This is a genomic window from Bacillus sp. FJAT-22090 (genome assembly GCF_007676755.1).
Lineage (GTDB): Bacteria > Bacillota > Bacilli > Bacillales_A > Planococcaceae > Psychrobacillus.
This window is the reverse complement of record NZ_VEBK01000004.1, coordinates 72909-99404: the sequence shown is the minus strand read 5'-3', so window position 1 is coordinate 99404 and position 26496 is coordinate 72909. Positions and strand designations below refer to the sequence as shown.

Below are 26496 nucleotides of genomic sequence, written 5' to 3'. Positions count from 1 at the left end.
CTTCATTGTTTTAGTTGTTATGTAAAACTTCTAGGATTTCTTTCAGATTACTCGCTGGTATTTGTCCAGGAGCAGATGCTTCCATTCCGGCTCCAAATGTTGCAGCGGACCCAAAAACCTCTCCAACTAATCTGCTAATAACTCCCGTTGATGTCATCGACATTGTAATAATTGGTCGGTCTGCATAAAGGGAATGCATCGTATAGGTTGCATCAAGTAGTGTTAGCACATCTGTCGGAAGTTTAGGCATCACCGCTATTTTAGGAATATGTGCACCAAGTTCCTGCATTCTTCTTAATCTCCAAATTATTTCTTCTTTTACAGGTGTTTTTTCAAAATCATGATTAGACATAACGACAAAAACATTATAAGTTTTAGCAGTCGCGACAATTTCAATTACATCGGAAGAAAATAGTTCCACATCTACTAAATCTATCTCTTTTGTTTGTATCACTTCTTTTAAAAGTTTTGTATAGTATGTGTCCTCAATTTCTTTATTTCCACCTTCACGAGAACTTCTAAATGTGAATAAAAGAGGGATAGGAAATAAGGTTTTCCGAATAGTCGAAAGTGTCTTTTTCACAATTTCTAAATTTTCTACTTCTTCTAGCACATCAACACGCCACTCCACTATATCGGGTCCTGCTTGTTTAATGATTTTCATCTCTGCAAGTAGCTCATCTAGGTTCTTACCTATAAGTGGAACAATTACTTTTGGAATGCCTTCTCCAATATGAATATCCCGAATAGAAACAATTTTCATAAAAAGGGCTCCCTTCTAACTGTATTTTAAGTTATAGTAACATACAAAGAATAAATAGGGGGCAATAATATGAATTTTCAGCAATATGAAAACGTACAAGACTTCGCTCGAATAGTGACACCTTTTTTAGAAAAAAACGAGGATAAATTTAGTTTGTTTTTAGGGGTTCTACATAGAATCATAGAGGGGCAATATGAAACACCGTTTATGGCAACAATCGAAGAGGAAGGGGAATTGCTAGCCATTTTCCAAATGACACCACCACATCCGCTCAATATTATTTTCGTGCGAGAAAATAGAATGGAGGACAGCATTGCTTTAAGTATTAATGAGTTAGTGAAAAGGGCTATTCCTATCCATTCCATCATCAGTGTAAAGGAATGGGCATATGCGTTTGCAGATAAATGGAAAGAAAAAACAGGTCAACGTTTTTCTGTTCTAATGGATCAGGGGTTATATCGTCTAGATAAGGTAGTTGAATCGCTTGAAATGAGTCCAGGGACATGGCGTTATGCAACGGACGAAGATGGAGTGCTTATCGAAAAATGGTATAGCCTTTTCGAAGAAGACACAGCACTTCCTAGAACATTGCCTTTGGAGATCAAGAAACGTGTAAAAGCAATGCTCGATGCAAAGGAAGTTTTCCTTTGGGAGAACGAGGGGAAGATTGTATCAATGATGAAGAAAGCAAGACCTACAGCAAATGGTGTAACCGTTTCACTCGTATTTACACCAAAAGAAGAACGGAAAAAAGGATACGCACGCACAATGGTAGCAGCGGGGAGCAGGGAGTTACTGAAAGAATTTCAATTCTGTGTCCTTTACACAGATATGCTAAACCCTACTTCTAACAAAATATATCAAGAGATCGGCTATCAGAAATTGATTGATTCAGTACATTTGGGGATTGAGAAATAATAATATTTAAAGCCAATCATTGCTAAGTAAACTATAGAGAAACAAGGAGCTGTTATCATGCAAATGTTTTTTCGTTATAACTGGCTAGTGAGGGAAGAGTGGTTTAGGTGGTGTGAGGAAGTTGATGAACAAAATCTTCTGTTAGAAAGGACAGGTGGAGTAGGGGGGATTTTGCAAACACTTTTTCACATAATTGATGTAGAGTGGAGCTGGATAAGGGTCCTTCAAGGTAAGCCAGATTTCCAAGAAGCCTTTCAAGAATACCAAAGCTTGCAAAAAGTAAGAGAGTTGAACGATAAATTTCGACAAGAAGTAGAACAGTTTGTGTATGCGTGGGATGAGAATATGGATAACCGTCTATTTCAAGATACTATGCCTGATGGAAGAATCGTTACTGACACATGGGGTGAAATTATGAGGCATGCAATTGCGCATGAAATACATCACATTGGTCAATTATCTGTTTGGGCAAGGGAAATAGGTAAAAAGCCTGTTTCAGCAAATCTGATTGGCAGAGACCTTGCCTTAAAATAAAAAATACTAAAGTCGAATAATAAAGCTCTATCACTAGTTTTTAGAGATAGAGCTTTTTATAGTTTAATAAAAACGTAGTGCAAATAAATTTTCTTAATGTTACATTAATTTTAATTGAATAATTTGTTTTACAACTAAATAAGAGAAATAATAATTGTAAAAGCGGGGGAAATTGATGAAATTCGAAATTATGCGCCACCGATTATTAGAAGGTTTAAATGATGTGATGAAAGCGGTCAGTTCGAAAACAACCATTCCCATTTTGACAGGGATAAAATTAGAACTCACCGAAGAAGGATTAAAACTAACTGGTAGCGATTCTGATATAACAATTCAGACATTTATCAAAGCCGAGGAAAATGGAGATCAAGTTATTCGCATAATAGAAGAAGGATCGATTGTTGTACAAGCTCGTATGTTTAATGAAATTGTACGAAAATTACCGACAAGTGACGTGGAAATAGAAGTGATAGAGAATAATCATACGCATATTCGTTCAGGGAAGTCAAAATTTCATTTAATTGGTTTGGATGCTTCTGAATACCCGTTACTTCCAGAGATCCAAGAAGATCGTCAGTTTGTAGTTCAAGCAGATTCATTGAAATCGATCGTTCGAGAAACAGTATTTGCCGTATCCACTTCGGAAAATCGCCCTGTATTAACTGGGGTTCTATGGAAAGTGAACGACGGGGAGCTTACCTGTGTAGCAACGGATAGTCACCGTCTTGCTCGCCGCAAGATAGTGTTAGAGCAACCAATTGAAGGGGAACATAATATAGTTATTCCTGGAAAGAGTTTAAATGATTTAAGTAAAATTATTGGAGATTCAACACAACCTGTTTATATAGCGATAACGGATCAACAAGTATTATTTAAAACGGAAGATGTATTGCTCTACTCTCGTTTACTAGAAGGGAATTATCCAGATACGTCTCGCTTAATTCCAAATGAGTTTAAAACTACTGTAACAATGAATGGAAAAGCATTATTTCAAGCAATTGACCGTGCTTCTTTATTGGCACGTGAAGAGCGCAATAACATTGTTCGACTATCTTTATTAGAAGGAAATTTCGTAGAGATATCATCCAGTTCACCAGAAATAGGAGAAGTGGAAGAAGAAATACAAACAAATTCAATTGAAGGGGAGCAATTAAAAATTTCATTTAGCGCAAAGTATATGATGGATGCTTTAAGAGCCTTAGATGGACAAGACATAAAAATTCAATTAATAGGACCAATGCGTCCATTCATTTTGCAGTCTGCTATGGATGATACTATTTTACAATTAATCGTACCTGTTCGTACCTATTAAGATGGATGGTTTCGATAGGGTTATTTGCAAAGACGATTCCTTAACATTTTATATTAATGCTTCTAACAGAAAGAACTGCGTATAATTTGACTTATACGCAGTTCTTTTCTAATTTTTCTCTTTATACCCCACAGTAATTTTCCCATTATCAGAAGAAAGTCGAATTGTGTTCGATCCATTTCCAAATACAGTGCGAGAATTCTTTTCTCCAAAAATATTGACTCTACCCTGGTCAGTTTTTGCATGAATGGATACGTCTGTAGGGTTGTTCTCTGTCTCAACTACAATACTACCGTTATCTGTTTCTAATTGAATCATACGATCGAGACTCGGTGTCAGAAGTGTAATTCGTCCATTGTCAGTTTTTCCAATGATATCCCCGTTCACGTAATCCATCATAATTCGCCCGTTATCTGTTTCTGTAATAACCTGTTCAGCGTCGATATTGCGCAATTCAATTCTTCCGTTATCTGTCTGAGTAGAAAGCTTATCGGTTTGCACTTTGTCAATTTCAATACGCCCATTGTCCGTTTCTACTTCCAGAACCGTAGTAGCAAATTCTCTTAAACCAATACTCCCGTTATCAGAAGTTGCTTTAATAGCTTTACCGAGAAGTTTTTCCGCACGAATTCGCCCATTATCTGTTTTCATCGTAATTGTCGTATATAGTTTTTTAGGAAGTGCAACATTTACTCTCAGATCTCTAATTAAGAACAAGAAGCTAAATAATTGAAATTTCTTCGTTTTTAATCGAATGTTTAATGTATCATTTACAACATCTGCACTGAATTCAAGTTTGTCGCTTTCGCCAATCAATTCCACCATTGTTTCATCTGTATCAGATGGAAAAACATGTAGAGAACCATGGTCAATATTCATGATAACGTTAGAAAAATTCGAGTGGGGGACTTTGATCAGTTTATTGCTTGTTTCAATTTTATCGGGAATTTGGTTTTCAAGTAATTCATGTGCTATTTCTTTTGGAGAACCAAGTGATGCGGCAATTTCGCTATCTGCTTTACCGTCCTCGCGACCAATCGTAAAATATTCTTTTATATCGGAAAGGATATCGTTCCGTTCATCTGTTGGTAGTCCAGTTAACGCAAGCTCCAGCTCATTTAAAAATTGTTGTTCAGTCAATTTTTACACCCTCTTCTATTAGATTATTCACTCCGTTTGTAAAGCTTTTCCATTCCTTTAATTGCTCATGTAAATAAGTTCTTCCAAGTTCCGTCAGTTTGTAGTATTTACGCGGAGGACCTTCCGTAGATTCTTGCAAATACGTCGTGAAGTATCCTTCCTTCGTCAAGCGTCTTAACAATGGATAAACAGATCCTTCGGAGATGGAAATCTGATCCGATATTTTTTGTACAAGCTCGTAGCCATATCGATCTTGTTTATCCAATAATACAAGCACACAGAGGTTCAAAACGCCTTTTTTAAATTGAATATTCAACTGTTACTCACTCCCTTCACTACTAATCAATAAACAGTACCTTTGATAGTAATATATCACACAGTATTATTCTATGCAAGGTACTGATTAAAATATTCTAAATCAGTTATAATCGAAATAATGAAAGGATGAATGAGATGAACCCTTTTACAGAACAAGTGATTCGAATAATAAAATCTATCCCAACCGGAAAAGTTATGACGTATGGACAAATTGCAAAGATCGCTGGTAGTCCAAGAGGGGCAAGACAGGTCGTACGTATTCTCCATTCGATGAGTGCCAAACATCAGCTTCCATGGCATCGAGTGGTGAATATCAAAGGAGAAATAGCTATACCAGACGAAGAATCAGCCTATTCTCAAAGAGCAATGCTTGAAGCTGAAGACGTATGTTTTCGTTCTAATGGGCTTGTGGATCTAGAACAGTCAAGATACATACCTGAAATGAATGATATAGATTTAATCTGATAAAAGAATAGAGGAATGGAATATGTTCAAATGGCAAGGTGCAGCAGGTATTTGTACAAATGAAAAGAAGGAAATATTAATGGTTCTTCAAGCAGCTCCAGGTGAAGAAAAACAATGGACTGTTCCATCAGGGACCTTGGAAGAAGGGGAAACATTTGAACAATGTTGCGTAAGGGAATTTTCGGAAGAAACGGGCTTTACGGTGCATCCTATTAAGAAAGTACATGAAAAGAATGGCATCCTTAGCGAGTTCGGTATTTCCTATTATGTAGAATACTTTTTAGTAGAAATAGTGAGTGGGGAAATAACTATCCAAGACCCAGATGAATTCATTCATGAAATCGCTTGGAAATCATTACAAGAGATTGAGGCACTTCCTTTGGCATATCCGGATGATATTCACATACTTAAGCAAGTTTTAAAAAATGGAAACTAGTAGGTACTTATAATCGTATACAGTAACGAGGTGATTTAATGTCAAAGCTAGTAATTATTTTAGTAGTGGTAGCGCTCTTATTAATCGTCAACCATTTCTTGACGAAAGACAAGAAAAAACTTAAAAAATTTCGAGAAGAATGGGAAACGGGAAAATTTATCAGACAAAATGAAGCGATTGAATCTATTTCCTCCTACTGGTCAAATAAAAAAAATAGTGATGGAGTAGACCAATTTACTTGGGATGATCTATCTATGAATAAAGTTTTTCAAAAGCTTAATTATACACAAACTACAGTTGGTTCGGAATATTTATTCAATCAGCTTAGGGAAATCAAGCCATTGCATGAACATAAACAGGAAGATGAAAATATTTACATGCTGGTTGCTAATAATCAGGCTTTAAGGGAAAAAATTCTTCTACTTCTTTCAGGGCTAGGAAAAAAGGATTATTCGAATTCTACCTCATTTTTTTATGATGGAAGTAGTAAGAAAGTAAAGAATATATTGCTTTTCACGTTCCTCGCTATGTTGCCGATTTTTTCAGTTGCATTACTATTTATAAATTTGAAATGGGGGCTTTTTTGTTTAATTGCTTCCTTTTTTGTCAATACAATCGTTTACTATCGCAATAAGGGCATGCTGGAGTACGATTTATTATCCATCACCTATATTGCTTCCATCATTCATACGGGAAAACGTTTTTCTTCTGTTAATCAGCCAGAGTTTAATTCGTTCAGAAAAAGGTTTGGGGAAAACATGAAACCGTTGAAAAAGATTTTGTTTCTTAGTAATATTTCTTCACTCGGCAACAAAGGTGGAGGAGAATTTGATGTTATTTTTGAATATATTCGGATTTTGTTTTTGCTCGATTTTATCTCTTATAACAAAATTGTAAAAACGATTTCTCATCATCAAAAGGAGTATCGGGAAGTATGGCAACTTATCGGTAAACTTGATGCAGCTATTGCAGTCGCATTTTACCGTAAATCGATTAATACATACTGCACTCCTACATTCGTAGGCAAGGAAGAACTATTATTCGAGAAAATGGCCCATCCACTTATCGATCATCCTGTGACAAACACATCCGCTCTCGGCAAATGTACTTTAGTGACCGGATCAAATGCTTCAGGAAAATCAACTTATATCAAAGCAATCGCAATTAATGCAATACTTGCACAAACTATTAACACGGCATTAGCAGAAAAATGGATGATGAAACCAAGTTATATTGCTACATCAATGGCGATTCAAGACAATGTATTGAATGGTGATAGTTACTTTATCGCAGAGATTAAATCGCTAAAACGCATTGTACAATTAATAGAACAAGGAAAACCATGTATATCATTTGTTGATGAAATATTAAAAGGAACAAATACGGTTGAGCGGATTGCAGCATCAGCAGCTATGATGGAATGGCTTTCTTCAAATACAGGAATGAGTGTTATTGCATCCCATGATATAGAATTAACGGAAATAGCAAGTCATGTGTATACCAATTATCATTTCAGGGAAGCCATTGAAAATGGCGAAGTTCGATTCGACTACACCATTCACCGAGGCCCATCCAATACAAGAAATGCCATTAAACTTCTTGAAGTGCTTGGATATCCGCAAAGCATTACCGAAAAAGCAAATGAGCTAGCTGAAAACTTTGTCGAATATCGTGAGTGGGAAGAAATTAATGATGAGAAACGCTTTTAATTGAATCCATCTTGTAATAAATAATCTATTGTGTCTCGCATAAGAAGGCCATAATATTTGTAAACATACCCATTTGGTAAAACTTGCAAGAACAGTTATATAGCATAGACAGAACCTTCAACGATATAATGACGGTGACACATAAGTTACAGTTTTTCAATTAGTTTCTTTGTTAATAAGAAAGGTGGATGAAGAAATGTTTTTGGCATTTTGGTACCTCTCATTGGCGGCATCAATCTTCACTTTTTTCATGGGTGTTTTTAAACTATCTTGGCCTTATATGCTTTTGAGCACTATTACATTTTTGCCAATTGCATATTATTTTTCTGGAGCACTAAATTCTTGGAAATACGTTGGTATAACCCCAGTCTTTTTACTGCTTTTAACCATATTATTTTGGTTTATTAAAAGAACTAAATGAATATAGTCACATTAATTTAACCTCAAAATATACGTATAGTAAAACCATAATTCTTTACAAAACTAGAAGGTATGAAACCTTCTAGTTTTTTGTATAAATGTGGACTGCATCTCTTAAAAACTGGGCCGCACCTTGTTGGATTTTGTCGTAATAAGCAGTAAAGCGTTCATCGTCCACATACATTTGTGCAAGACCTGCATGAGCTTCTTTAGAGTATTTATCCCAGTAAAAGCTCAGCCATTGTTTGTGTAAATCTGCGGTTTTTTGCGCAAGTTCTCCTGCTGGATCGCCAGTCGCCATTGCTGCTTTTAAATTATCTAACACTTGTTGCTCTAGTTTTGTCACTTCCTCATGCTGTGCTTCGGTCATTCCTTTTACCTTAGCATTGGACTTGTTTACAGCATCCTCTCCATATTTTTCTCGAATTTCTTTTCCGTATGTGTTCTCATTATCATCCACTAGCTTTTGTTTGAAGCCTTCAAATTTCTCTTTATCTGTCATTGTAATCTTCCTCTCCGTTAATTGAATGGATTTATTCACATTTTCGATTAATAAATCCAACTGTGCTCGCTTTTCGAGCAGTTTTTCTCGATGTTCCTTTAATGCAGTTGACGCTACAAATGCCTCAGAAGTCGTTATTTCTTTAATGCTATCTAAATTCACCCCAAGCTCACGATAAAACAGAATTTGTTGGAGTCTGTCTACTTCAGCAGAACCATAAATCCGATAGCCAGATGAATTGATCCGCGCTGGTTTGAGTAGCCCGATTTCATCGTAGTACCGAAGAGTTCGAGTACTTATTCCTGCTAGCTGACTTAGTTTTTGTACTGTATATTCCATATTTTCACCTCCTTATAGTTATAGCTTAAACCTTTACGCTGCGTGAAGGTCAAGATGTATTTTGATAAAGAATAATCAGTATTATTAATTGATTTATAGGACCATATGTTTTCGGGAGGAGAGGGAAATGCGATAAATGATGAGATTGATAAAAGAGCTAGAAGAAAAGTATGGTTGGGATGGACCACCAGTGAATGTTTCAATAATCAAAGAAGCGTAATATATGATCGATTAGAAAGGCATGTATGAATTGTTGCAGTTCAGGTGTGCTTTTTCATTATCTCTGTGATGTTCATTTTCAAATTGTTTCTTTATAATAAAAGAGCAGTGATGGGCAGTAATAAAAAAGCAAGGGGGATATTTACATGACAACGATTGGGTTTGTACGACATGGTGTAACCGCATGGAATAAAGAAGGACGGGCTCAGGGAAGCACAGATGTGCCATTAGATGAAGAAGGTATCCAAATGGCAGAACGTGTAGCTGATAGACTAGAACATGAGGATTGGGATGTAATCTATACTAGCCCTTTAATTCGTGCCAAAAAAACTGCGGAGATTATTGCGGAAAAGCTACCAACACTCGACTTTCATATTGACAAGCGTCTAGGTGAAATTGGTGGGGGGATTATTGAAGGCACAACGGAAGCGGAACGAGTTGCAAAATGGGGATTTGCTTGGAGAAAGATGGAGCTGGGCTTTGAACCAGAAGATGTTATTATTTCACGAGGCATGTCTTTCATAGAAGATGTGAAAACTGCACATGCTGGTAAACGAGTATTGGTTGTTAGTCATGGAGGCTTTATCGGTAGAATCTTACATGTTCTTGTACCGAATGATGATTTTACTCGTGATTTAGGAAATACATCGCTAACAGTGATAGAATTACAAGAGAACAGAAATCAATGTCATTTGTTCAATTGTATGAAACATTTAGAAGTGAGGGAAGTGTAATGCAGAAGGATGCAAACTATTATATACAACATTTAGAACTAGAGCCGCATCCAGAAGGTGGATATTATAAAAGTACTTTTGCTTCAGCAGATTCGATAGGTGAACGTCAATTATATACAAGTATCTACTTTTTAATAGAAGTAGGGAATATATCACATTTCCATCGGCTGAAATCCGATGAATTATGGTATTTTCATGGAGGAAGTTCCCTTGTCGTTTCTGTAATTGACGAGGCTGGGAATTTTACTGAGCATAAGCTAGGTCTGAATATAGAAAATGGGGAAATCCCGCAAGTGCTTGTGCCGAAAAACTCTATCTTTGGATCATCTGTTGTTGAAAATGGTTCGTTTTCACTTGTTGGCTGTATGGTAGCACCTGGTTTTGATTTCGAAGACTTTGAGCTCTTTACACAAGAAGAATTATTAGGAAAATATCCACAACATGAACAAATCATTCGTCGGATGGCATATGAAAAACTGTAATATAATGCTTAGAGCAACTAGCAAGTAAGAAGGGCATTAAATTCTACACTAAAACAAGCTACATATTTTTACGTCCTCCAGCGAGAATTGCTCGAGGGCGTTTTTATTTATCTTCTCCTTTCTTCAATTAGTTTATCATGAAGCGTAATGTATATTTCTGTCCAAGTACTAATATGAGTTTTATACTTATGGTATGAGGTTTTTTGGATAAAGATGATAATATGAAAAAGACGCCAAAAGTAGGAGGGTTCTTGAATGATTAAAAAAGTTGGTATTATTTTCTTGTTATTCATTATAATCGCCATAGTCATGATGGTGACGGAAGATAAAAATGAGTACAAAGAAAGTATAGATACAGAAACAACTAAAGAAGATAAACTTCCTGAGGCGGAATCCCTTGTTTCCCTTGTTTTTGAATTGGCAGAAAAGGGTCAAATTAAAGATGCTCCGTTTGTTGTAGGAGAAACAACTATACAAGAAGTACATGAGCTTTGGGGAAAACCAGATAAAAAAAGTGAACTTTCGACAGCTACATATGAAGATTTCCTAACTAAAAATGCAACCATCGGCCACCTTTCCGACATGGTAATTGATGTGAGATCTAGTTCACCTTCTATCCAACAAATTCATTTGAAGGATATTGAAATAGTAAAAGGGGAAGCAGATGCAATGCGTTCCTATCAAGATGCTGATGTGGATCAAATGATTTTAGTTTATGAAGTTTCATCAGTTTATCAACTAAAGTGGGTTTTGCCGAAACCGACGGATCTTGAACCAAACCCTGTGGTTGATCATATATCTGTTACTATGGAGGTGCAAGAAGCAAATCAAGAAGAAAATACAACACTAGATAATATGAGCCTAGAAGAAAAAATAGGGCAAATGATTTTTGCGGGAGTAAAGGGAACAAGTTTTTCGGAAGAGACGAAACAACTAATTTCAACAGATAAAATAGGTGGAATTATCTTTTATAAAAATAATATTAAAAATGTAAACGAAACAATTACGTTATTAAATACCATTAAAGAAGAGAGCAAAAATGAAAAATTTCCTCTGTTTTTAGGTGTAGATCAAGAAGGAGGTAGAATTTCTAGACTACCTGGCTTGAACCAATTGCCGACTAATCAAGAAATCGGAGAAAAAAATAATGCTACTTTATCCTATAATATTGGATCCCATTTAGGAGAAGAAATGAAAGCATACGGTTTTAATCTCGATTTTGCTCCTGTACTTGATGTGAATAGTAATCCTAAGAATCCGGTTATTGGGGATCGTTCTTTTGGAACGAAGGCAGATATAGTGAGTGAGCTTGGCATACAAACGATGAAAGGTATTCAGAGTCAACACGTTATTTCTGTTGTGAAGCATTTTCCAGGACACGGAGATACGTCAGTGGATTCCCACCTAGAGCTACCGATCATCCAGAAAAACCTAGCAGATCTGCAGAAGCTTGAATTGATTCCATTTAAAGATGCAATTGAAGATGGTGCTGATGTTATTATGATTGCTCATATATTATTGCCCAAGATTGATCCTAATTTTCCCTCCTCTATGTCACATAAAATTATAAGTGACATATTACGAGGTCAGCTTCAATTTGATGGAGTTGTCATGACTGATGATATGACGATGAAAGCAATATTAGGTAATTACGATATCGCAAAAGCATCCGTGGAGGCGGTAAAAGCGGGAAATGATATTGTTTTAATAGCGCATGATTACGCAAACGTAAAAAAGGCAATTGATGCGATTGTTGATGCAGTAAACAGTGGTGAAATATCTGAAAAAAGGGTAAATGAAAGTGTCTATCGTATTCTCTCATTGAAAGAAAAATATAAACTAACCAATGAGAAGGTAAAAGAAGCAAATATACTAAAGTTAAATGAAGAGATTGAAAAATTATCAGGTAAATAAGTAAAAAAGACTCCCTATGTAAAAGGAAGTCTTTTTTAAATCCCGTTTTCTTTTAAGCTAATGTAAAGCGAACCATTTGTCTGAAGCTGGGCATAAAAAACTTGATCTACCGATTCAACTCCATGTTTACGAAGCTTTTTCATTAACCAATCTTCTGTTAAATCTAACTCTTGTAGATTTTTTTTAACAATCTTTCCATCCGAAATAATTTCCGAAGGCATAAATGCTGGAAGTGATACATCGGCCTTTACATCTAATTTAGTTGCTTCCTGTAAAGAAACTTTCTTATAAACACTTAATTCCCCATTTGTTTCAAGAACTGCATAATGTACGTCCTGTATGGAGAAAATAGATTGTTCTCTTAGCATCATTAACACATCATCCATATGTAAACGAGAACTTTTTAATGATTTAAAAGAAATTTCGCCATCCTTAATAATTATGGTAGGCTCGCCGTCAACAAGGACACGTAGTTTTGTTGATTTCAAGGAAATATAACTCAATAACCATGTTAAAAGGGTCCACCAAATAAGTGAAATAATACCGTCAAGAAAAGGTGTTTCATGTTGTGAAGCAATTTCGGCAGCAATAGAACCGAATGAAATTCCGGTAATGTAATGGAAAAATGTTAATTGGCTAAGCTGTTTCTTACCTAGTATTCGTGCTAATAATAATAATATGGCAAATGCAATAGTAGTTCTCATAAGCATTTCCCAAAAGTTTAATTCGAAAAATGTATCCATAATTCTATTCAAACTCCTTTATAAATGACTTTTGATTAGTGTTTCCTAAGGGAGTATAACTATCCATAAACAAAAAACTAAATCATATTGTCGAAATTTGCGATATAATATATTCCATAATATATTTCGAGAGTAGAAAGAGTGGGATACAAAAAATGCCGAGCAGTACTACTTCAAATAAGCTAGGGAATCCTGTTTATCCAATTATGTTTGCTATTGGTCTCTGCCATTTATTTAACGATTCTTTACAAGCGGTAATTCCGGCAATGTTTCCGGTACTGAAAGAAATTGGATTAACTTTTACACAATTAGGATTAATTTCTTTTGTTCTAAATATAGTAGCATCTATATTACAGCCAGTTGTAGGGTTTATCAGTGATAAAAAACCGATGCCTTATGCGTTACCACTTGGGATGATTAGTTCATTTATTGGGATGGCGGGACTTGCTTTCGCACCAGAATATTGGATGATACTAGTGGCAGTAATCTTTTTAGGACTTGGTTCTGCGGTATTTCATCCAGAAGGGTCACGGGTTTCATTTATGGCAGCTGGATCTAAAAGAGGACTTTCTCAATCGATATACCAAGTGGGGGGGAACTCGGGACAGGCTCTTGCACCGCTCATAAGCTCTTTTATTTTGATACCACTTGGTCAAAAAGGAGCGGCTCTATTTTTAGTGGTAGCAGCAATAGGAATTTTCATCCTAACAAAAATTTCAGTGTGGTATAAGAAACAATTAGAAGAAGAAAGTATGTCGAATAAGAAAAGAAAGCTATTTTCATCACTCCCATCACTTTCTAGAAAACAAGTAGGTATAGCATTAACATTACTAATGCTTATTATTTTTGCAAGATCATTTTATGTAACGAATATGACAAACTTCTATTTATTTCATCTCGTAGAGAACTACGGTCTTACTGCCCAAAAGGGTCAATTGTTTATATTTATCTTCTTGGCACTAGGAGCAGTAGGTACATTTTTTGGGGGTCCATGGGCGGATCGATTAGGAAGAAAAAATGTAATTTTGCTTTCGGTTATTGTTCCAATTCCGCTTAGTTTAATACTACCGTATGTGCCGATTTGGGCAGTTGTTTTATTACTCATATTGATAGGCTTTTTCATCATGCTAAGTTTTTCGGTGACGGTTGTGTACGCGCAAGAGCTTGTGCCTAGCAAAATCGGGACAATGGCAGGTTTAACTGTTGGACTTGCATTCGGAATGGGTGCTTTAGGAGCAGTAGTAATTGGAATTTTAATGGACCACGTTGGAATTTACACGACGATGATTATCATTTCCTTGTTGCCAATCATTGGACTAGTAGCACTTGCATTGCCAACGGATCGAAAAGCGACAGTTTAATTTTGGAAGGAAAGAGTAACTTTCTCAAAAAAAGTTACTCTTTTTAAATTTAACAAAACGGATGACGAGTTCCCCAAAGTGAGCGCCGAGTTCTCCAAAGCAAGCGATGAGTCCCCCAAAGCGAGCGATGAGTCCCCCAAAGAGAGACGAGTCCCCCAAAGTGGGCGCCGAGTTCTCCAAAGAGTGCAACGAGTTCCCCAAAGTGAGCGCCGAGTTCTCCAAAGCGAGACGAGTTCCCCAAAGCGAGCGATGAGTTCCTCAAAGAGTGCAACGAGTCCCCCAAAACGAGCGATGAGTTCCCCAAAGTGGGCGCCGAGTTCTCCAAAGAGTGCAACGAGTTCCCCAAAGCGAGCGCCGAGTTCCCCAAAGCGAGACGAGTCCCCCAAAGAGTGCAACGAGTTCTCCAAAGCGAGCGATGAGTCCCCCAAAGTGGGCGCCGAGTTCTCCAAAGAGTGCAACGAGTTCCCCAAAGCGAGCGCCGAGTTCCCCAAAGCGAGACGAGTCCCCCAAAGAGTGCAACGAGTTCTCCAAAGCGAGCGATGAGTCCCCCAAAGAGTGCAACGAGTTCTCCAAAGAGTGCAACGAGTTCCCCAAAGCGAGCGATGAGTTCCCCAAAGAGAAACGAGTCCCCCAAAGAGAGCGATGAGTTCCCCAAAACGGGCGCCGAGTCCCCCAAAGAGTGCAACGAATTCCCCAAAGTATCCCTCTACCACCCAATCTTCAATAAAAAAAAGAAACCCCCAAAAGAGTTTCTCTTTTTATAATTTGACGCTACAGCCATCTGGTACTTGAGATGGATCTGGAACTAAATTATCTTGAATATGAATTTGATGCATTTTGTTGTTATGCATAAATTTGAAAATCCCATTGTCGAAATCAGTTCCTATTTCTTTGAAGAAAATGCCTTCTTGACACATATTTTTAGCACAAGTGAATGATACTTTATACGAGTCTCCGTCTGCGACTAAGTAGGCGCGAACCCCTTTTTCAAACATGCCTTCTACATCATCTTTTACAGAACGTTCAACTGAGACTACATGGAAGTCAACGAAAGGAATCTCTCTTAATAGAACATTCATAAAGGAACCTTTTGTGATTTCTTCCCATCTACTTTGAGCAGTTTGTCCAATAATAATTTGTGTAATATTAAGTTGATGAGCAACTTCTTTAATTACTCTAGGAGAAGGTCGTTTGTCATTATCGCGAATGATAAATTCTTCAACTTCTAATTCTTCAGCTAAATCTTTCCATTTCTCAATATATCCAGACTTTTCCGCATCGAATGCATCATATGGAAGTGGGTCGACAGTAAGAATATAAAGTGGGCAATCCAGCATGCTTGCCATTTTATGTCCTCTTCGTATAAGTCGTTCCCCATTTGGTCCGTAGTATACGCAGACAAGTATACTTTCATCCATTCGACCTTTAGTATGTTTCACGGTTGTCTACACCTCGATTTTAGTAATTTTCATCTATCTACATGCAGGGTCTATTCAAAAAATAAACTGCCTTCGTTCACATCAAGTGCAGTATATAGTTCTTTCGTGTATAATTTAACTTGGTATATTCGGTAAATTCGATTATATATATCCACTTGAAAAGCATAATTAGTGCTTTCCGTTTAAACAGGCAATGTTAAACACCCCAAATTCTTCTGATGTACATAAGGACCTCATATGGATTCCTATTATGCTACTAGTTACTGGGATAGTCAAGTATCCATTTCAAATGAAATAATTCTTTCAAAACTAAAAACTCAAATAAGATGTTTTGGAAATAGGAGGCTACAATTTGTTTTCAGTTACTTTCGCTATTATTATTCCATTTGTAATAGCTGCGCTCGTACCACTCATTTATAGGCGACTCAAATTTTTACACATTGGCTGGTTTGTCATGTTAGTACCTATTACATTATTTATTATGCTTGTTAGGCTGGTTCCCTCGTTAGCAAGTGGTAATACTTATGTCCATACATATGAATGGATTCCCTCATTAAATATTAACTTCACTACGTATTTAGACGGTTTAAGTATGATATTTGGTTTACTTATTACTGGTGTAGGTAGTTTAGTTATTCTCTATTCTATTTTTTATCTTTCCACTAAAGAATCACTGCAACATTTTTACTGCTACCTATTATTGTTCATGGGAGCCATGCTTGGCGTCGTTTTTTCTGATAATTTAATGGTATTATACGTGTTTTGGGAATTGACAAGTGTCTCTTCTTTCCTACTAATTGCTTTTTGGAATCACCGGAAGGCTTCGAGATTAGGTGCACAAAAAGCAATGCTTATTACGGTAAGTGGTGGAATTGCGATGCTCGTGGGTTTCATTATGCTTCATACGATGACTGGATCCTTTAGTATACGTGAAATTATAGCGACCATAGGGGACTTTACGGACCATGCGTTATTCATACCTGCGATGGTTTTAGTATTGCTTGGGGCATTTACTAAGTCCGCTCAGTTTCCTTTTCATATTTGGTTGCCTGATGCAATGGAAGCACCGACCCCTGTAAGTGCGTATTTACACTCCGCTACGATGGTGAAAGCAGGGATTTATTTAGTTGCTCGTTTTACCCCGGTATTCGGGGGAGATCAAATATGGTTTTGGGCTGTGAGCGGAATCGGAATGACTACATTATTTTGGGGCTCTTTTAATGCGGTTCGCCAAACGGATTTAAAGGCATTATTAGCGTATTCTACTGTTAGTCAGCTTGGTTTAATTATGAGTCTGCTTGGTTTAGGCTCTATTGCTTTGCAGTTCGGGTACTCAGAAGATTCCGTAATATATACCCAGGCTACCTTCGCAGCTTTATTTCATCTGATTAATCACTCCACATTTAAAGGAGCACTATTCATGGTCGTAGGGATTGTCGATCATGAGCTTGGTACTCGAGATATACGTCGTTTAGGTGGATTAATGACCTTTATGCCAGTAACATTTACGGTAGGGGTTATCGGAAGTCTTTCGATGGCAGGATTACCATTGTTTAATGGATTTTTAAGTAAGGAAATGTTCTTCGCTGCAACTGTTCAAATTATGAATGCAGAGGTATTTTCTTTGCAATCATTCGGTATCATTTTTCCTATTATCGCGTGGATAGCGAGTGTATTAACATTTGTTTACTGTATGATTATTATTTTTAAAACTTTTCTTGGGGATGTTCAACCAGAAAAATTGGATAAACCCCTACATGAAGCTCCCATAGGAATGCTTATTTCTCCGATGATTTTAAGTATATTCGTAGTAGGTATTTTCTTTTTTCCAAATATTTTAGGCACTTATCTATTAAGGCCTGCTATGGGAAGTATCTACCCTACATTTGGGGATACGGGGATTCTTACTCCTTCTATACATGCTTGGCATGGGGTAAATTCTGAATTACTTATGACCATCGGTGTTGTTTTAGTCGGAGCATTATTATATCGACTTCTTAAAAAGTGGAAACCGGTTTATGGATTGTTATCCACTAGATATACATTCAATGCATACTATAATAACTTGTTATCGTTTGCGGAAAGTAAATCTACAATTGTGACGAACAAGTACATGACAGGACTTCTAAAAGATTATTTAGTCTATATCTATATATTCTTTATAGTAACGGTTGGTGGTTTTTTCTTTTATTCAGGGGCATTTTCAATTGATTTTACGTCTGATGTGCGTATAAGAGTTTATGAGGTTATTTTGGTCGGAGTGATGGCAATTGCTGCTATGGCGATGTTGTTTTCGAAGACTCGTATGACGGCAACATTGTTAAACGGGGTTTTAGGATATTCTATCGCGATCTTTTTCGTTATTTTTCGAGCACCTGATTTAGCTTTAACCCAGTTGGTAGTGGAATCTATTACGACTGTATTATTCCTCTTAGCCTTCTCGCATTTGCCTGATTGGAAAAAGGAGAAAACTACTTCCCGAACAAAGATAACAAACGGAATAATTTCAATAGGAACGGGTGCAGTTGTTGTATTGGTAGCATTTGCGGTATTAAATTATGACCAATTTGAATCGATTTCCACATTTTTTGAGAATGCTTATGAATTGGCGGGAGGCGCAAATATCGTCAATGCTATTTTAGGAGATTTTCGTGGGTTTGATACGATGCTAGAGGTAGTCGTTCTCTTTATAGCTGGCTTAGGTGTTTATACAATGATTAAGCTACGGGCGAAAAAGGGGGATGAAAACATTGAAAATAAATGATGTGATCTTACGCACAGTTACAAAAATTGTTGTGTTTATCATTTTAACTTTTGGTGTGTATTTGTTCCTTTCAGGTCACAATACCCCTGGTGGTGGATTTATAGGTGGATTAGTATTGGCATCTGCAATTGTCCTTTTATACCTATCGAATGATATAGAAACAGTTCAAAAAAGTTTACCGCTCGATTTTAAGCTTGTGGCAGCATTTGGTGTTCTATTGGCAACAGGGACAGGTTTAGGCTCTTTGCTATTTGGGGCTCGATTTATGTCACAAACATTTGCTTATTTTGACCTACCGGTATTTGGAAAAACAGAACTTACTACAGTAACTATTTTTGAAGCGGGCGTGGCGCTTGCTGTAGTTGGAGTAGTTGTCACAATTATTTTAAGTATAAGTGAGGATGAATAAGACTATGGATTCGTTAATTATACTGTTAATAGGAATACTAGTTGCCGTAGCTACGTATTTAATCCTCTCTCGTAATATCATCCGTGTGATTTTGGGAACTGCGGTACTTTCCCATGCGGTACACTTGCTCATCTTAACGTTGGGCGGGTTGAAAACAGGAAATGTTCCGTTGTTGAAAGAAGCGGATGCACCTTACACCGATGCGCTTCCACAAGCTTTAATCTTAACTGCAATCGTTATAAGTTTTGCGGTTACAGCGTTCGTTCTAGTTTTGGCCTACCGCGCATACCAAGATATTGGCACGGATGATCTTGAAGCATTGAGAGGAACGAATGATGAATAATATAATTGTTTTGCCTTTAATTGTCCCGATTATAGTAGGGATTGTGCTAGTATTTCTTCGACCTTACGTCAAAGTACAGCGTGTAATTAGTTTAGTGACCATGATCAGTTTGTCTGGTATTAGTCTCTATATTTTAAACACAGTACAAACAGAAGGTATTCTTCGATTAGACTTTGGCGGCTGGGAACCTCCTTTCGGTATTTTGTTTGTGGCAGATTCTTTTGCTATGTTATTTGTTTTAACAGCAAATATAGTAACTGCTATTTGTCTTATTTATGCTTTTTCTTCGATTGGAGAGAGTCATGAAAGAATGTTCTTTTATCCGTTTGTTTTATTTTTAATTGCTGGTGTAAATGGCTCATTTTTAACGGGTGACTTATTTAACCTATTTGTCTGCTTCGAAGTGATGCTTCTTGCTTCTTATGTATTAGTAACGCTAGGAGGTCAGAAAGCGCAGCTTAGAGAATCGATTAAATATGTTGTGATCAATATTCTTTCCTCTTGGTTTTTCTTAGTTGCACTTGCTTATTTGTATGGCACGTTAGGTACATTAAATATGGCCCATTTATCAGAAAGGGTAGCAGAAGCTGGTCAAGGGCCGCTACTCACAACGATTAGTATTCTGTTTTTAATTGTTTTTAGTTTAAAAGCAGGGTTGTTATTGTTCTTTTGGCTTCCAGGTTCCTATAGTGTACCACCAACCGCAATCGCTGCGTTGTTTGGCGCATTATTGACTAAGGTAGGTATTTACGCGCTGTTTCGTACGTTTACGCTCATTTTCTACCATGAACCTTCGATTACACATGGATTAATCGGAATCATGGCCGGTATGACGCTAGTTATTGGTTGCGCTGGTGCGATTGCTTATAAAGATGTTCGTTTAATCGCTTCTTATAATGTAGTTATCGCTGTTGGATTTATATTGGTCGGATTGGCAGTTGACACGCATGTATCATTAGAAGGCTCTATCTACTATGTAATCCATGACATGATTGCGAAGGCAATGCTATTTTTAATAGCAGGCACGATGATTACCCTAACTGGAAAGACGAAGATTCACGAAATAAGCGGACTAATACGCAACTATCCGTTATTCGGCTGGATGGTGTTTGTTATTACTTGTTCCTTGGCTGGAATTCCACCACTTAGTGGATTTGTTGGGAAGATTTTAGTAGGACAAGGTGCAATTGAGTCAGGTTCTTATATTTTATTGACCCTTGCATTTGTATCGAGCATTGTGGTGTTATATTCACTTCTTCGCATTTTTCTCAACACCATTTTTGGGGAGACGATTATTAGCCCAGAAGACGAAGTACCTTTGAAAAAAGGAATGATTGGTTCCATCGTTATACTTGGTTTAGGCACCATCTTTCTCGGTCTTGGAGCTGAATATATATCGGGATATGTAAGTAATGCGGCACATACGCTATCCAACCCTTCTGTTTATATTGATGCAGTATTAGGTGGAAATAAATAATGGAAGAGGTGACGACAAGTGCCAGCACAGTTTTTACTAAATTTATTTATAGCGTTTCTATGGATGCTTCTGCAAGATGAGGACGAACTAAAAATTACAACTTTTTTCGGTGGATTCATCGTTGGAATCGTAATTATCTTCTTAATGCATCGTTTTTTCGGTACCCAGTTTTATTTAAGAAGGCTATTCTCGATTATTAAGCTCATTTTTATATTCATATCAGAATTAGCGACTTCTAGTATATTGATAAGTAAGCAAATATTAAGCCCAAAGTTAAAGATAAAACCAGGTATTTTCACATATAAAACAGAACTACGGGGGGACTGGGAAATAACTACTCTCGCAATGTTACTCACTCTAACACCAGGATCAGTCGTGATGGAAGTGAATCCTGCTGGTGATATGTTTTATATCCATGCGATGGATATTGAACAATCAAAAGCTGATGTGTTGAGATCCATTACGAAATTTGAAAAAGCAATCATGGAGGTGACGCGGTAATGGTAGAGAAGATACTTTTAACTGCCCTCGCCTTATTTGCTGTTTCTATTGCAATTGCCCTTGTTCGAATCATTAAAGGACCATCAATGCCGGACCGTGCCGTTGCTTTAGATATGATAGGCGTTAATCTAATTTCTATGATAGCCGTTATTTCAATCGTGTTAAAAACAAAAGCTTTTTTGGAAGCGATACTAATTTTAGGTATACTTGCATTCATTAGTACGATTGCCATTTCGAAGTATGTGGAAAGGGGGGTCATCATTGAACGCAAATCAGACAATTGAGTTAGGGGCAGCTTTACTTATATTGCTCGGTAGTGCCATGAGTGTCATTAGTGCATTAGGAATCATACGTCTGCCAGATGTATATACAAGATCGCATGCAGCAACGAAAAGTTCAACATTAGCGGTATTATTATCCCTCACTGGTGCATTTGTCTACTTTTGGGTGCACGAAGGCTTTATAAGTGTAAGGTTGTTGCTTGGAATTATATTCGTTTTCTTGACAGCTCCAGTAGCAGGGCATCTGATTACACGTGCAGCTTATCGTGCGCGCGTTAAGCTAACGGATAACTCCTCTGATGATGAACTGAAAGATATCCTTTTCCCAGAAGAAAAATAATAATAGGTTGCTCTCACGAAATGTGGAGAGCAGCCATTTTTATTTTACGTTGTTGCTTGCATAGTAATTGTTTCGAGAAGGACTTACACAAAATAGTAATAAAAGAATTGTGATTGCTAGCATTACTAATGTTCCGGAAATTACTACTAGCTGAATCGAAATAAGTTGAGCTCCAGCTCCTATTGTAATAGTTGCTATAATAATTAAACATGCTTCGAATAGTCCGTATACACTTCCGACTCTACCCATCATGTTAATAGGTATGTTGTTTTGGTAAAACGTATGGAAACCAGTATTGGCAAAAGCAAGAGAGAATGCAAGAATAAAAAATCCAAAAGCTGCTAGCGAAAAAGAACTTGAAAAGGCATAGACAATATAACCTACTGAAAAAAATAAAGAACCAAAACCAATGAGAAATGATATCTTTAATATTTTAACCACTAAGGAATTCAGAAACGCTCCAGCTATAATACCTGCCCCAGCTACACTTACGAGAAATCCATATTCGCTGTTAGATAATAAAAGTACTTCTTTAGCAAATGCAGCTTCTTGAGAGTCAATAGCTGTAGACATTACCATAACGCAGCTAAATAAAAAGTAAACGAACATAATATAAGTATTTTGACGACTAAAAGTTAGAACAAGATGCCAATCTTTTTTTATAACACTCCAAGAAAAGTAGTTATCTGATTGTTTAAAGGAGTCATTCCTTTCAAGATTAGGCATAAACAGGGTGATGATTCCTGAAAACAGAAGAGCAATTGCATTCAAGTAAATTGCCAGTTCTGGTGAGCCTATTAAAAATAGAATACCTGCTATAGCAGGACCAATGAGGAATGCTCCAGAATCTATTAAGCTCCTTAAAGAGTTAAAACGCTTTCGTTGCTCAATTGGTATTAACTTAGTTATATAAGTCATCGAAGTCGGTTCGAACATGGAGCTTGCCATATTAATTACAAACACTACTGCATATATAATCCATAGAGATGTAACAAAAGGTAGGATTCCTATAAAAATTGCTCGAAATAAATCAAGAAACACCATAAGATTCCGTTTGTTTACGCGGTCAATAACAGTACCAGCCCATACATTCGTAAATAAGGTAGCTAGAGGTTTAACGATATATAGTCCCGCTACAGCAAGAGGTGAGTTGGTCATTTCCAATACGATTAAATTAAGAGCAATTAAATAAACCCACGCCCCAAAGTTAGAGATTCCTATCCCGAATAATAATATAGAGGGATACTTCCAATCTAATAGCCAATTTTTATACCTCATCAAATTCTCCTTTCCTCATACAAAAATGCAAATAAAAAAACCCACCCCCAAGACTTATGTCTTGGGGGCGAGTTTTTAGAAAGTCGCGGTACCACCCCAGTTTATTAATATGTCACCATATTAATCTCATTCAGTACGACAATGTAATCCATTGCGTATACCTCAGCTCTTTAACGGGAGCTTCCGTCACACCATCACCTATAACTTGTTAGGATCCATTGTGATGCTTAGAGGCTTGGTTCAATAGAAAATCCCTTGCCCCTTTTCAGCACCCGGAGCTCTCTGCTAAAGAATGAATCTATTTACTCTTCTCTTCATCGCATTTAAATTTTATCAATAGTAACATAGCACTTGGATAGTTGTAAATATTAATATACACTTCTTTGTTCCAATAAAATAAATGTTCTATTAATTTCGTCTAATATATTGCATTCTACTTGAATCCATAGTATTATCAGTTCTGATATATTGCATACAGAAGTGGTATGGGAAAATCATCTGGGTAGCATACAGCTAAGAGGAAATTCGACAAACTACAAAAAATGATTATTTTTATATCACAGGAGGAAGTAAAATGAATACGAAATTATCGTTTTCCAATCACCTTGTTATCGGGGTGATGTTATTTGCATTATTTTTTGGAGCAGGGAATTTAATCTTTCCCGCAAGCTTAGGGCAGAATGCGGGTACAAATGTATGGCCTGCGGTTTTTGGATTTTTAGCAACAGGGATAGGTTTACCTTTCTTAGGAACATTAGCAATGGGTTTTTCGGGGAGTAAAAACTTACAGGAGCTGTCTAGCCGGGTTCATCCGCTATTTGCAGTTATATTCACGTCTTTATTGTATTTAACAATTGGGCCATTTTTTGCACTTCCAAGAACAGGAGCCGTATCATACGAAGTAGGGGTTTTGCCTTTCATTAATCCAGATTATGCGCAAATTGGGCTTCTTATCTTTACGATTTTATTCTTTGGGATTACCTTACTATTTTCGCTAAATCCTTCTAAAATTGTGGATAATGTAGGGAAATATTTGTCCCCAGGAATAATCATTGGTTTATTTATTTTACTATTCTTTGTAGTTATCAAACCAATGGGGGGATTTGAGGCACCTCAAGGAAGTTACATTGACAAAGCATTTATGACTGGATTTACAGAAGGATACAATACAATGGACGCGTTAGCTTCCTTGGTATTCGGTATTATAGTAATTACGGCCATTCGTCAAATGGGCGTGACTTCAACAAAAGGAATTATTGCTGCTACTGCTAAATCAGGCGGGATCGCCATTTTCTTTTTAGGTGTTATTTATACTGGAATTGCTTATTTAGGAGCGACGAGTACAGGCCTTTTTGGTTTATTTGAGAATGGAGGCCCAGTTTTAAGCAGTGCCTCTGAGCATTATTTTGGATCATTTGGAGCTGTACTTTTATCAATTGTTATATTCTTGGCTTGTTTAACTACTAGTATTGGATTGACGACTGCATGTGGGGAGTATTTCCACACATTAATGCCGAAGATTAGCTATAAAGCATTTGTTATATTCTTCAGTGTGTTTACCTGTATTATAGCTAACTTTGGTTTGTCGAATATAATTACATATTCGATCCCAGTATTGATGCTATTATACCCTTTATCCATTGTACTGATTTTGCTTACGTTTCTTTCGCCTCTATTCAACCATGCAAGAATTGTGTATGCTTCAGTAATTTTCGTCACTTTTTTAATAAGTGTGGTGGATGGTTTAAAAGCTTTGTGCAGTTCTCTAGAAATAGAGTATTATGGGTGGTTAAAACCAATAGTCTCGCTTTACGAAAATAGTTTGCCATTTTACGATGTAGGTTTAGGCTGGATTGTTCCATTTGTGATTGTAACGCTAATAACTAGTGTAATTTCAAAACTTAAATAAAAATATTATGAAAGGGCCATCCGATTGATTAGGAGGCCCTTTCATAATACTTATTAAAATTCTTCAATCGTATAAATCCAGTTTGCTCGCATTGTTTCGGTTACTTCTGTTGAATTTTTTTCTCGCAGTAGACGAATAATTTCCGCATGTTGCTCGATGGAGTATTCTCTTAATATAATCTTTTCATAATAGAATAATCTCCGCACATGTGCTTGAAGCATTTCTATCATAGAAAGTATGTATGGATTATTCGCTGTATCTACAATAATCTGATGGAACTCTTCATCTACTTTTAATGCAATAGTGAATTCTTTTGAATAAAGTGCATCGGCAAACTGCTTATTTTTTTCCTCCAATAGTCGAAGCGTATCCTCATCTATATTTGGAACAGCAAGTTCTGCTGCAAGCGCTTGCAAGGCAGCCAACGGAGGTAGAAGATTATTAATATCATCCGTTTTAACTTCAGTGACTTGCGTAGCTCTTCCTGGTTGCATAGATACAAAGCCTTGTGATTCTAAAAGCTGTAAAGATTCTCGAATAGGAGTTCTACTGACCCCTAATGCTTGAGCAAGTTCGATATCGTTTAACTTTTCCAAAGGTTGAAGTGTCCCATCAATAATCCATTGCTGTAATTGGTTAAAAGCATGCAATTTAGCTGTTGTACGGACAGGTTTTGCATGGTTAATTGGTATAGGCAAAAAATAACCCCCTTTCAATTGTCCTAATAGTTCAATAATAGTATACACTATATTATACAATATATCGCATTTTTGTTGTTACTATTTTTTGCGATAAATAGTTTGCTTGGATTTATTCCTGTAAAATGCTTAATGTTATCGATTTTACATCTATTACGGACTCTTCTGCCATAATGTCTTTTAGCATTGTTTCTTTAAAATATAAAATACTTTTTGATAGGGGAATATGAAGAATTTTTCTTAATGCAGTCTCATACATCTTTAGAAATTCAGCATCTGTATTTCCACGTTGTAATTCTGCAAAAGCTTCGTACACTTGGTCCATCTTGTCTGCAAGTTCTAATAACCGGCCCTCAATTGTTTCATCCTTACCTTCTTTCATCCGATCAAAAAATACAGGCTGAAACTCAGAAGGAATCTCATCAACAATAAACTTTTCCATCATTTTTTCTTCTACATGGGAAAGCATTTGCTTCAATTCAGGAGAAGCGTGCTTTACAGGTGTTTTGATATCACCGATGAAAATTTCTGCAAAGTCATGATTAATCGTTTTCTCGTAAAGTGATTTCCAGTTGATCGTCGCTCCGTTATTCTCCTCTATTGTAGCAAAGAACATAGCATATTGTGAAACCTTCCAAGAATGCGCAGCCACATTATGTTCTTCAAATTTAAATCGTCCTGGGCATCGAATAATTCTTTCCAAATCGTTCATGCTCATAAAAAACTTATGGATTCCCATACTTACCAC

Annotated in this window: 27 protein-coding genes and 1 other annotated feature; of the genes, 18 read left to right on the top strand and 9 right to left on the bottom strand. The window is 36.7% G+C overall.

The window, feature by feature from the left end; genetic code table 11:
• Positions 1-10: 10 nt before the first annotated feature.
• A complete protein-coding gene (aroD, locus tag FS486_RS07520) occupies positions 11-763 on the bottom strand; it encodes a type I 3-dehydroquinate dehydratase (protein WP_144510722.1) in 753 nt (250 codons plus the stop codon).
• Between the two features lie 69 nt (positions 764-832).
• Here aroD and FS486_RS07515 point away from each other — a divergent pair, with 69 nt between their 5' ends.
• From FS486_RS07515 to dnaN, 3 genes are all read left to right on the top strand, one after another.
• A complete protein-coding gene (locus tag FS486_RS07515) occupies positions 833-1681 on the top strand; it encodes a GNAT family N-acetyltransferase (protein ID WP_144510721.1) in 849 nt (282 codons plus the stop codon).
• 57 nt (positions 1682-1738) lie between these two features.
• Positions 1739-2215, top strand: a complete 477-nt coding sequence (locus FS486_RS07510; protein WP_144510720.1) for a DinB family protein — start codon at positions 1739-1741, stop codon at positions 2213-2215.
• Positions 2216-2390: 175 nt separating this feature from the next.
• Positions 2391-3527 carry a DNA polymerase III subunit beta gene (gene dnaN / locus FS486_RS07505; protein ID WP_144510719.1) on the top strand — a complete coding sequence of 379 codons (1137 nt, stop codon included), beginning with the start codon at positions 2391-2393 and terminating at the stop codon, positions 3525-3527.
• Between the two features lie 108 nt (positions 3528-3635).
• Here dnaN and FS486_RS07500 read toward each other — a convergent pair whose 3' ends face one another.
• Both FS486_RS07500 and FS486_RS07495 read right to left on the bottom strand, forming a co-directional pair.
• Positions 3636-4667: a DUF4097 family beta strand repeat-containing protein gene (locus FS486_RS07500; RefSeq protein ID WP_144510718.1), complete on the bottom strand. Its 1032-nt coding sequence runs from the start codon at positions 4665-4667 to the stop codon at positions 3636-3638.
• The gene (locus tag FS486_RS07495) at positions 4660-4983 is read right to left on the bottom strand and encodes a PadR family transcriptional regulator (protein ID WP_144510717.1); all 324 of its coding nucleotides are present in this window, start codon (positions 4981-4983) and stop codon (positions 4660-4662) included. Before FS486_RS07495 ends, FS486_RS07500 begins: the two co-directional genes overlap by 8 nt.
• Positions 4984-5120: 137 nt before the next feature.
• On the opposite strand from FS486_RS07495, the gene FS486_RS07490 reads away from it, so the two are divergent.
• The 3 genes from FS486_RS07490 to FS486_RS07480 are packed head-to-tail and all read left to right on the top strand — an operon-like array spanning position 5121 to position 7595.
• Positions 5121-5450 carry an MGMT family protein gene (locus FS486_RS07490; protein ID WP_144510716.1) on the top strand — a complete coding sequence of 110 codons (330 nt, stop codon included), beginning with the start codon at positions 5121-5123 and terminating at the stop codon, positions 5448-5450.
• A 22-nt stretch (positions 5451-5472) separates the two neighbouring features.
• Positions 5473-5886 (top strand): NUDIX hydrolase, encoded by a 414-nt coding sequence (locus tag FS486_RS07485; protein ID WP_144510715.1) that lies wholly within the window; start codon positions 5473-5475, stop codon positions 5884-5886.
• Positions 5887-5924: 38 nt separating this feature from the next.
• Positions 5925-7595: a MutS-related protein gene (locus tag FS486_RS07480; protein ID WP_144510714.1), complete on the top strand. Its 1671-nt coding sequence runs from the start codon at positions 5925-5927 to the stop codon at positions 7593-7595.
• A 502-nt stretch (positions 7596-8097) separates the two neighbouring features.
• On the opposite strand, the gene FS486_RS07475 is transcribed toward FS486_RS07480, so the two are convergent.
• Positions 8098-8856 carry a MerR family transcriptional regulator gene (locus tag FS486_RS07475; protein WP_144510713.1) on the bottom strand — a complete coding sequence of 253 codons (759 nt, stop codon included), beginning with the start codon at positions 8854-8856 and terminating at the stop codon, positions 8098-8100.
• A 365-nt stretch (positions 8857-9221) separates the two neighbouring features.
• Between FS486_RS07475 and FS486_RS07470 the strand changes: the two genes are divergently transcribed.
• From FS486_RS07470 to nagZ, 3 genes are all read left to right on the top strand, one after another.
• Positions 9222-9809 carry a histidine phosphatase family protein gene (locus FS486_RS07470; RefSeq protein WP_144510712.1) on the top strand — a complete coding sequence of 196 codons (588 nt, stop codon included), beginning with the start codon at positions 9222-9224 and terminating at the stop codon, positions 9807-9809.
• On the top strand, positions 9809-10291 hold the full coding sequence (locus FS486_RS07465) for a cupin domain-containing protein (RefSeq protein WP_144510711.1): 483 nt from the start codon (positions 9809-9811) through the stop codon (positions 10289-10291). The genes FS486_RS07470 and FS486_RS07465 overlap by 1 nt, the downstream gene beginning before the upstream one ends.
• A 255-nt stretch (positions 10292-10546) precedes the next feature.
• Entirely contained in the window at positions 10547-12205 is a 1659-nt protein-coding gene (gene nagZ / locus FS486_RS07460; protein ID WP_144510710.1) for a beta-N-acetylhexosaminidase, read from the top strand.
• Positions 12206-12240: 35 nt separating this feature from the next.
• Here nagZ and FS486_RS07455 read toward each other — a convergent pair whose 3' ends face one another.
• The gene (locus FS486_RS07455; RefSeq protein ID WP_144510709.1) at positions 12241-12948 is read right to left on the bottom strand and encodes a YetF domain-containing protein; all 708 of its coding nucleotides are present in this window, start codon (positions 12946-12948) and stop codon (positions 12241-12243) included.
• Positions 12949-13103: 155 nt separating this feature from the next.
• Between FS486_RS07455 and FS486_RS07450 the strand changes: the two genes are divergently transcribed.
• Positions 13104-14309, top strand: a complete 1206-nt coding sequence (locus FS486_RS07450; RefSeq protein ID WP_144510708.1) for an MFS transporter — start codon at positions 13104-13106, stop codon at positions 14307-14309.
• Between the two features lie 758 nt (positions 14310-15067).
• Here FS486_RS07450 and FS486_RS07445 read toward each other — a convergent pair.
• Positions 15068-15748, bottom strand: a complete 681-nt coding sequence (locus FS486_RS07445; protein ID WP_144510707.1) for a universal stress protein — start codon at positions 15746-15748, stop codon at positions 15068-15070.
• Positions 15749-16100: 352 nt separating this feature from the next.
• Between FS486_RS07445 and FS486_RS07440 the strand changes: the two genes are divergently transcribed.
• The 7 genes from FS486_RS07440 to FS486_RS07410 are packed head-to-tail and all read left to right on the top strand — an operon-like array spanning position 16101 to position 21863.
• Positions 16101-18512, top strand: a complete 2412-nt coding sequence (locus FS486_RS07440) for a Na+/H+ antiporter subunit A (protein ID WP_144510706.1) — start codon at positions 16101-16103, stop codon at positions 18510-18512.
• Positions 18499-18921 carry a Na(+)/H(+) antiporter subunit B gene (locus FS486_RS07435; protein ID WP_144510705.1) on the top strand — a complete coding sequence of 141 codons (423 nt, stop codon included), beginning with the start codon at positions 18499-18501 and terminating at the stop codon, positions 18919-18921. The genes FS486_RS07440 and FS486_RS07435 overlap by 14 nt, the downstream gene beginning before the upstream one ends.
• Positions 18922-18925: 4 nt before the next feature.
• The gene (locus FS486_RS07430) at positions 18926-19264 is read left to right on the top strand and encodes a Na(+)/H(+) antiporter subunit C (RefSeq protein WP_144510704.1); all 339 of its coding nucleotides are present in this window, start codon (positions 18926-18928) and stop codon (positions 19262-19264) included.
• A complete protein-coding gene (locus FS486_RS07425; protein ID WP_144510856.1) occupies positions 19257-20741 on the top strand; it encodes a Na+/H+ antiporter subunit D in 1485 nt (494 codons plus the stop codon). Before FS486_RS07430 ends, FS486_RS07425 begins: the two co-directional genes overlap by 8 nt.
• Positions 20742-20759: 18 nt before the next feature.
• Positions 20760-21242, top strand: coding sequence for a Na+/H+ antiporter subunit E (locus tag FS486_RS07420; protein WP_144510703.1), 483 nt, complete (start codon positions 20760-20762; stop codon positions 21240-21242).
• Complete coding sequence (locus tag FS486_RS07415) at positions 21242-21526, top strand: Na(+)/H(+) antiporter subunit F1 (protein WP_144510702.1); 285 nt, start codon at positions 21242-21244, stop codon at positions 21524-21526. The genes FS486_RS07420 and FS486_RS07415 overlap by 1 nt, the downstream gene beginning before the upstream one ends.
• Entirely contained in the window at positions 21504-21863 is a 360-nt protein-coding gene (locus tag FS486_RS07410; RefSeq protein ID WP_144510701.1) for a Na+/H+ antiporter subunit G, read from the top strand. Before FS486_RS07415 ends, FS486_RS07410 begins: the two co-directional genes overlap by 23 nt.
• Before the next feature lie 39 nt (positions 21864-21902).
• On the opposite strand, the gene FS486_RS07405 is transcribed toward FS486_RS07410, so the two are convergent.
• Complete coding sequence (locus FS486_RS07405) at positions 21903-23141, bottom strand: MFS transporter (RefSeq protein ID WP_144510700.1); 1239 nt, start codon at positions 23139-23141, stop codon at positions 21903-21905.
• Between the two features lie 60 nt (positions 23142-23201).
• Positions 23202-23468: a binding site (T-box leader), on the bottom strand.
• Between the two features lie 247 nt (positions 23469-23715).
• Between FS486_RS07405 and brnQ the strand changes: the two genes are divergently transcribed.
• Positions 23716-25050 carry a branched-chain amino acid transport system II carrier protein gene (gene brnQ, locus FS486_RS07400; RefSeq protein ID WP_144510699.1) on the top strand — a complete coding sequence of 445 codons (1335 nt, stop codon included), beginning with the start codon at positions 23716-23718 and terminating at the stop codon, positions 25048-25050.
• Positions 25051-25103: 53 nt separating this feature from the next.
• On the opposite strand, the gene FS486_RS07395 is transcribed toward brnQ, so the two are convergent.
• Entirely contained in the window at positions 25104-25748 is a 645-nt protein-coding gene (locus FS486_RS07395) for a GntR family transcriptional regulator (protein ID WP_144510698.1), read from the bottom strand.
• A 112-nt stretch (positions 25749-25860) separates the two neighbouring features.
• On the bottom strand, positions 25861-26487 hold the full coding sequence (locus tag FS486_RS07390) for a YfbR-like 5'-deoxynucleotidase (RefSeq protein ID WP_144510697.1): 627 nt from the start codon (positions 26485-26487) through the stop codon (positions 25861-25863).
• Positions 26488-26496: the final 9 nt, after the last annotated feature.

Excerpts from the sequence above, each read along its gene's own strand:
- FS486_RS07425 (WP_144510856.1), top strand. The coding sequence starts at position 19,257 with ATGAATAATATAATTGTTTTGCCTTTAATTGTCCCGATTATAGTAGGG.
- FS486_RS07455 (WP_144510709.1), bottom strand. The coding sequence starts at position 12,948 with ATGGATACATTTTTCGAATTAAACTTTTGGGAAATGCTTATGAGAACT.
- FS486_RS07415 (WP_144510702.1), top strand. The coding sequence starts at position 21,242 with ATGGTAGAGAAGATACTTTTAACTGCCCTCGCCTTATTTGCTGTTTCT.
- FS486_RS07475 (WP_144510713.1), bottom strand. The coding sequence starts at position 8,856 with ATGGAATATACAGTACAAAAACTAAGTCAGCTAGCAGGAATAAGTACT.
- FS486_RS07490 (WP_144510716.1), top strand. The coding sequence starts at position 5,121 with ATGAACCCTTTTACAGAACAAGTGATTCGAATAATAAAATCTATCCCA.
- FS486_RS07405 (WP_144510700.1), bottom strand. The coding sequence starts at position 23,141 with ATGAGGTATAAAAATTGGCTATTAGATTGGAAGTATCCCTCTATATTA.
- FS486_RS07485 (WP_144510715.1), top strand. The coding sequence starts at position 5,473 with ATGTTCAAATGGCAAGGTGCAGCAGGTATTTGTACAAATGAAAAGAAG.
- FS486_RS07450 (WP_144510708.1), top strand. The coding sequence starts at position 13,104 with ATGCCGAGCAGTACTACTTCAAATAAGCTAGGGAATCCTGTTTATCCA.
- FS486_RS07510 (WP_144510720.1), top strand. The coding sequence starts at position 1,739 with ATGCAAATGTTTTTTCGTTATAACTGGCTAGTGAGGGAAGAGTGGTTT.
- dnaN (WP_144510719.1), top strand. The coding sequence starts at position 2,391 with ATGAAATTCGAAATTATGCGCCACCGATTATTAGAAGGTTTAAATGAT.
- FS486_RS07390 (WP_144510697.1), bottom strand. The coding sequence starts at position 26,487 with ATGGGAATCCATAAGTTTTTTATGAGCATGAACGATTTGGAAAGAATT.
- FS486_RS07465 (WP_144510711.1), top strand. The coding sequence starts at position 9,809 with ATGCAGAAGGATGCAAACTATTATATACAACATTTAGAACTAGAGCCG.
- FS486_RS07430 (WP_144510704.1), top strand. The coding sequence starts at position 18,926 with ATGGATTCGTTAATTATACTGTTAATAGGAATACTAGTTGCCGTAGCT.
- FS486_RS07480 (WP_144510714.1), top strand. The coding sequence starts at position 5,925 with ATGTCAAAGCTAGTAATTATTTTAGTAGTGGTAGCGCTCTTATTAATC.
- aroD (WP_144510722.1), bottom strand. The coding sequence starts at position 763 with ATGAAAATTGTTTCTATTCGGGATATTCATATTGGAGAAGGCATTCCA.
- FS486_RS07470 (WP_144510712.1), top strand. The coding sequence starts at position 9,222 with ATGACAACGATTGGGTTTGTACGACATGGTGTAACCGCATGGAATAAA.
- brnQ (WP_144510699.1), top strand. The coding sequence starts at position 23,716 with ATGAATACGAAATTATCGTTTTCCAATCACCTTGTTATCGGGGTGATG.
- FS486_RS07515 (WP_144510721.1), top strand. The coding sequence starts at position 833 with ATGAATTTTCAGCAATATGAAAACGTACAAGACTTCGCTCGAATAGTG.
- nagZ (WP_144510710.1), top strand. The coding sequence starts at position 10,547 with ATGATTAAAAAAGTTGGTATTATTTTCTTGTTATTCATTATAATCGCC.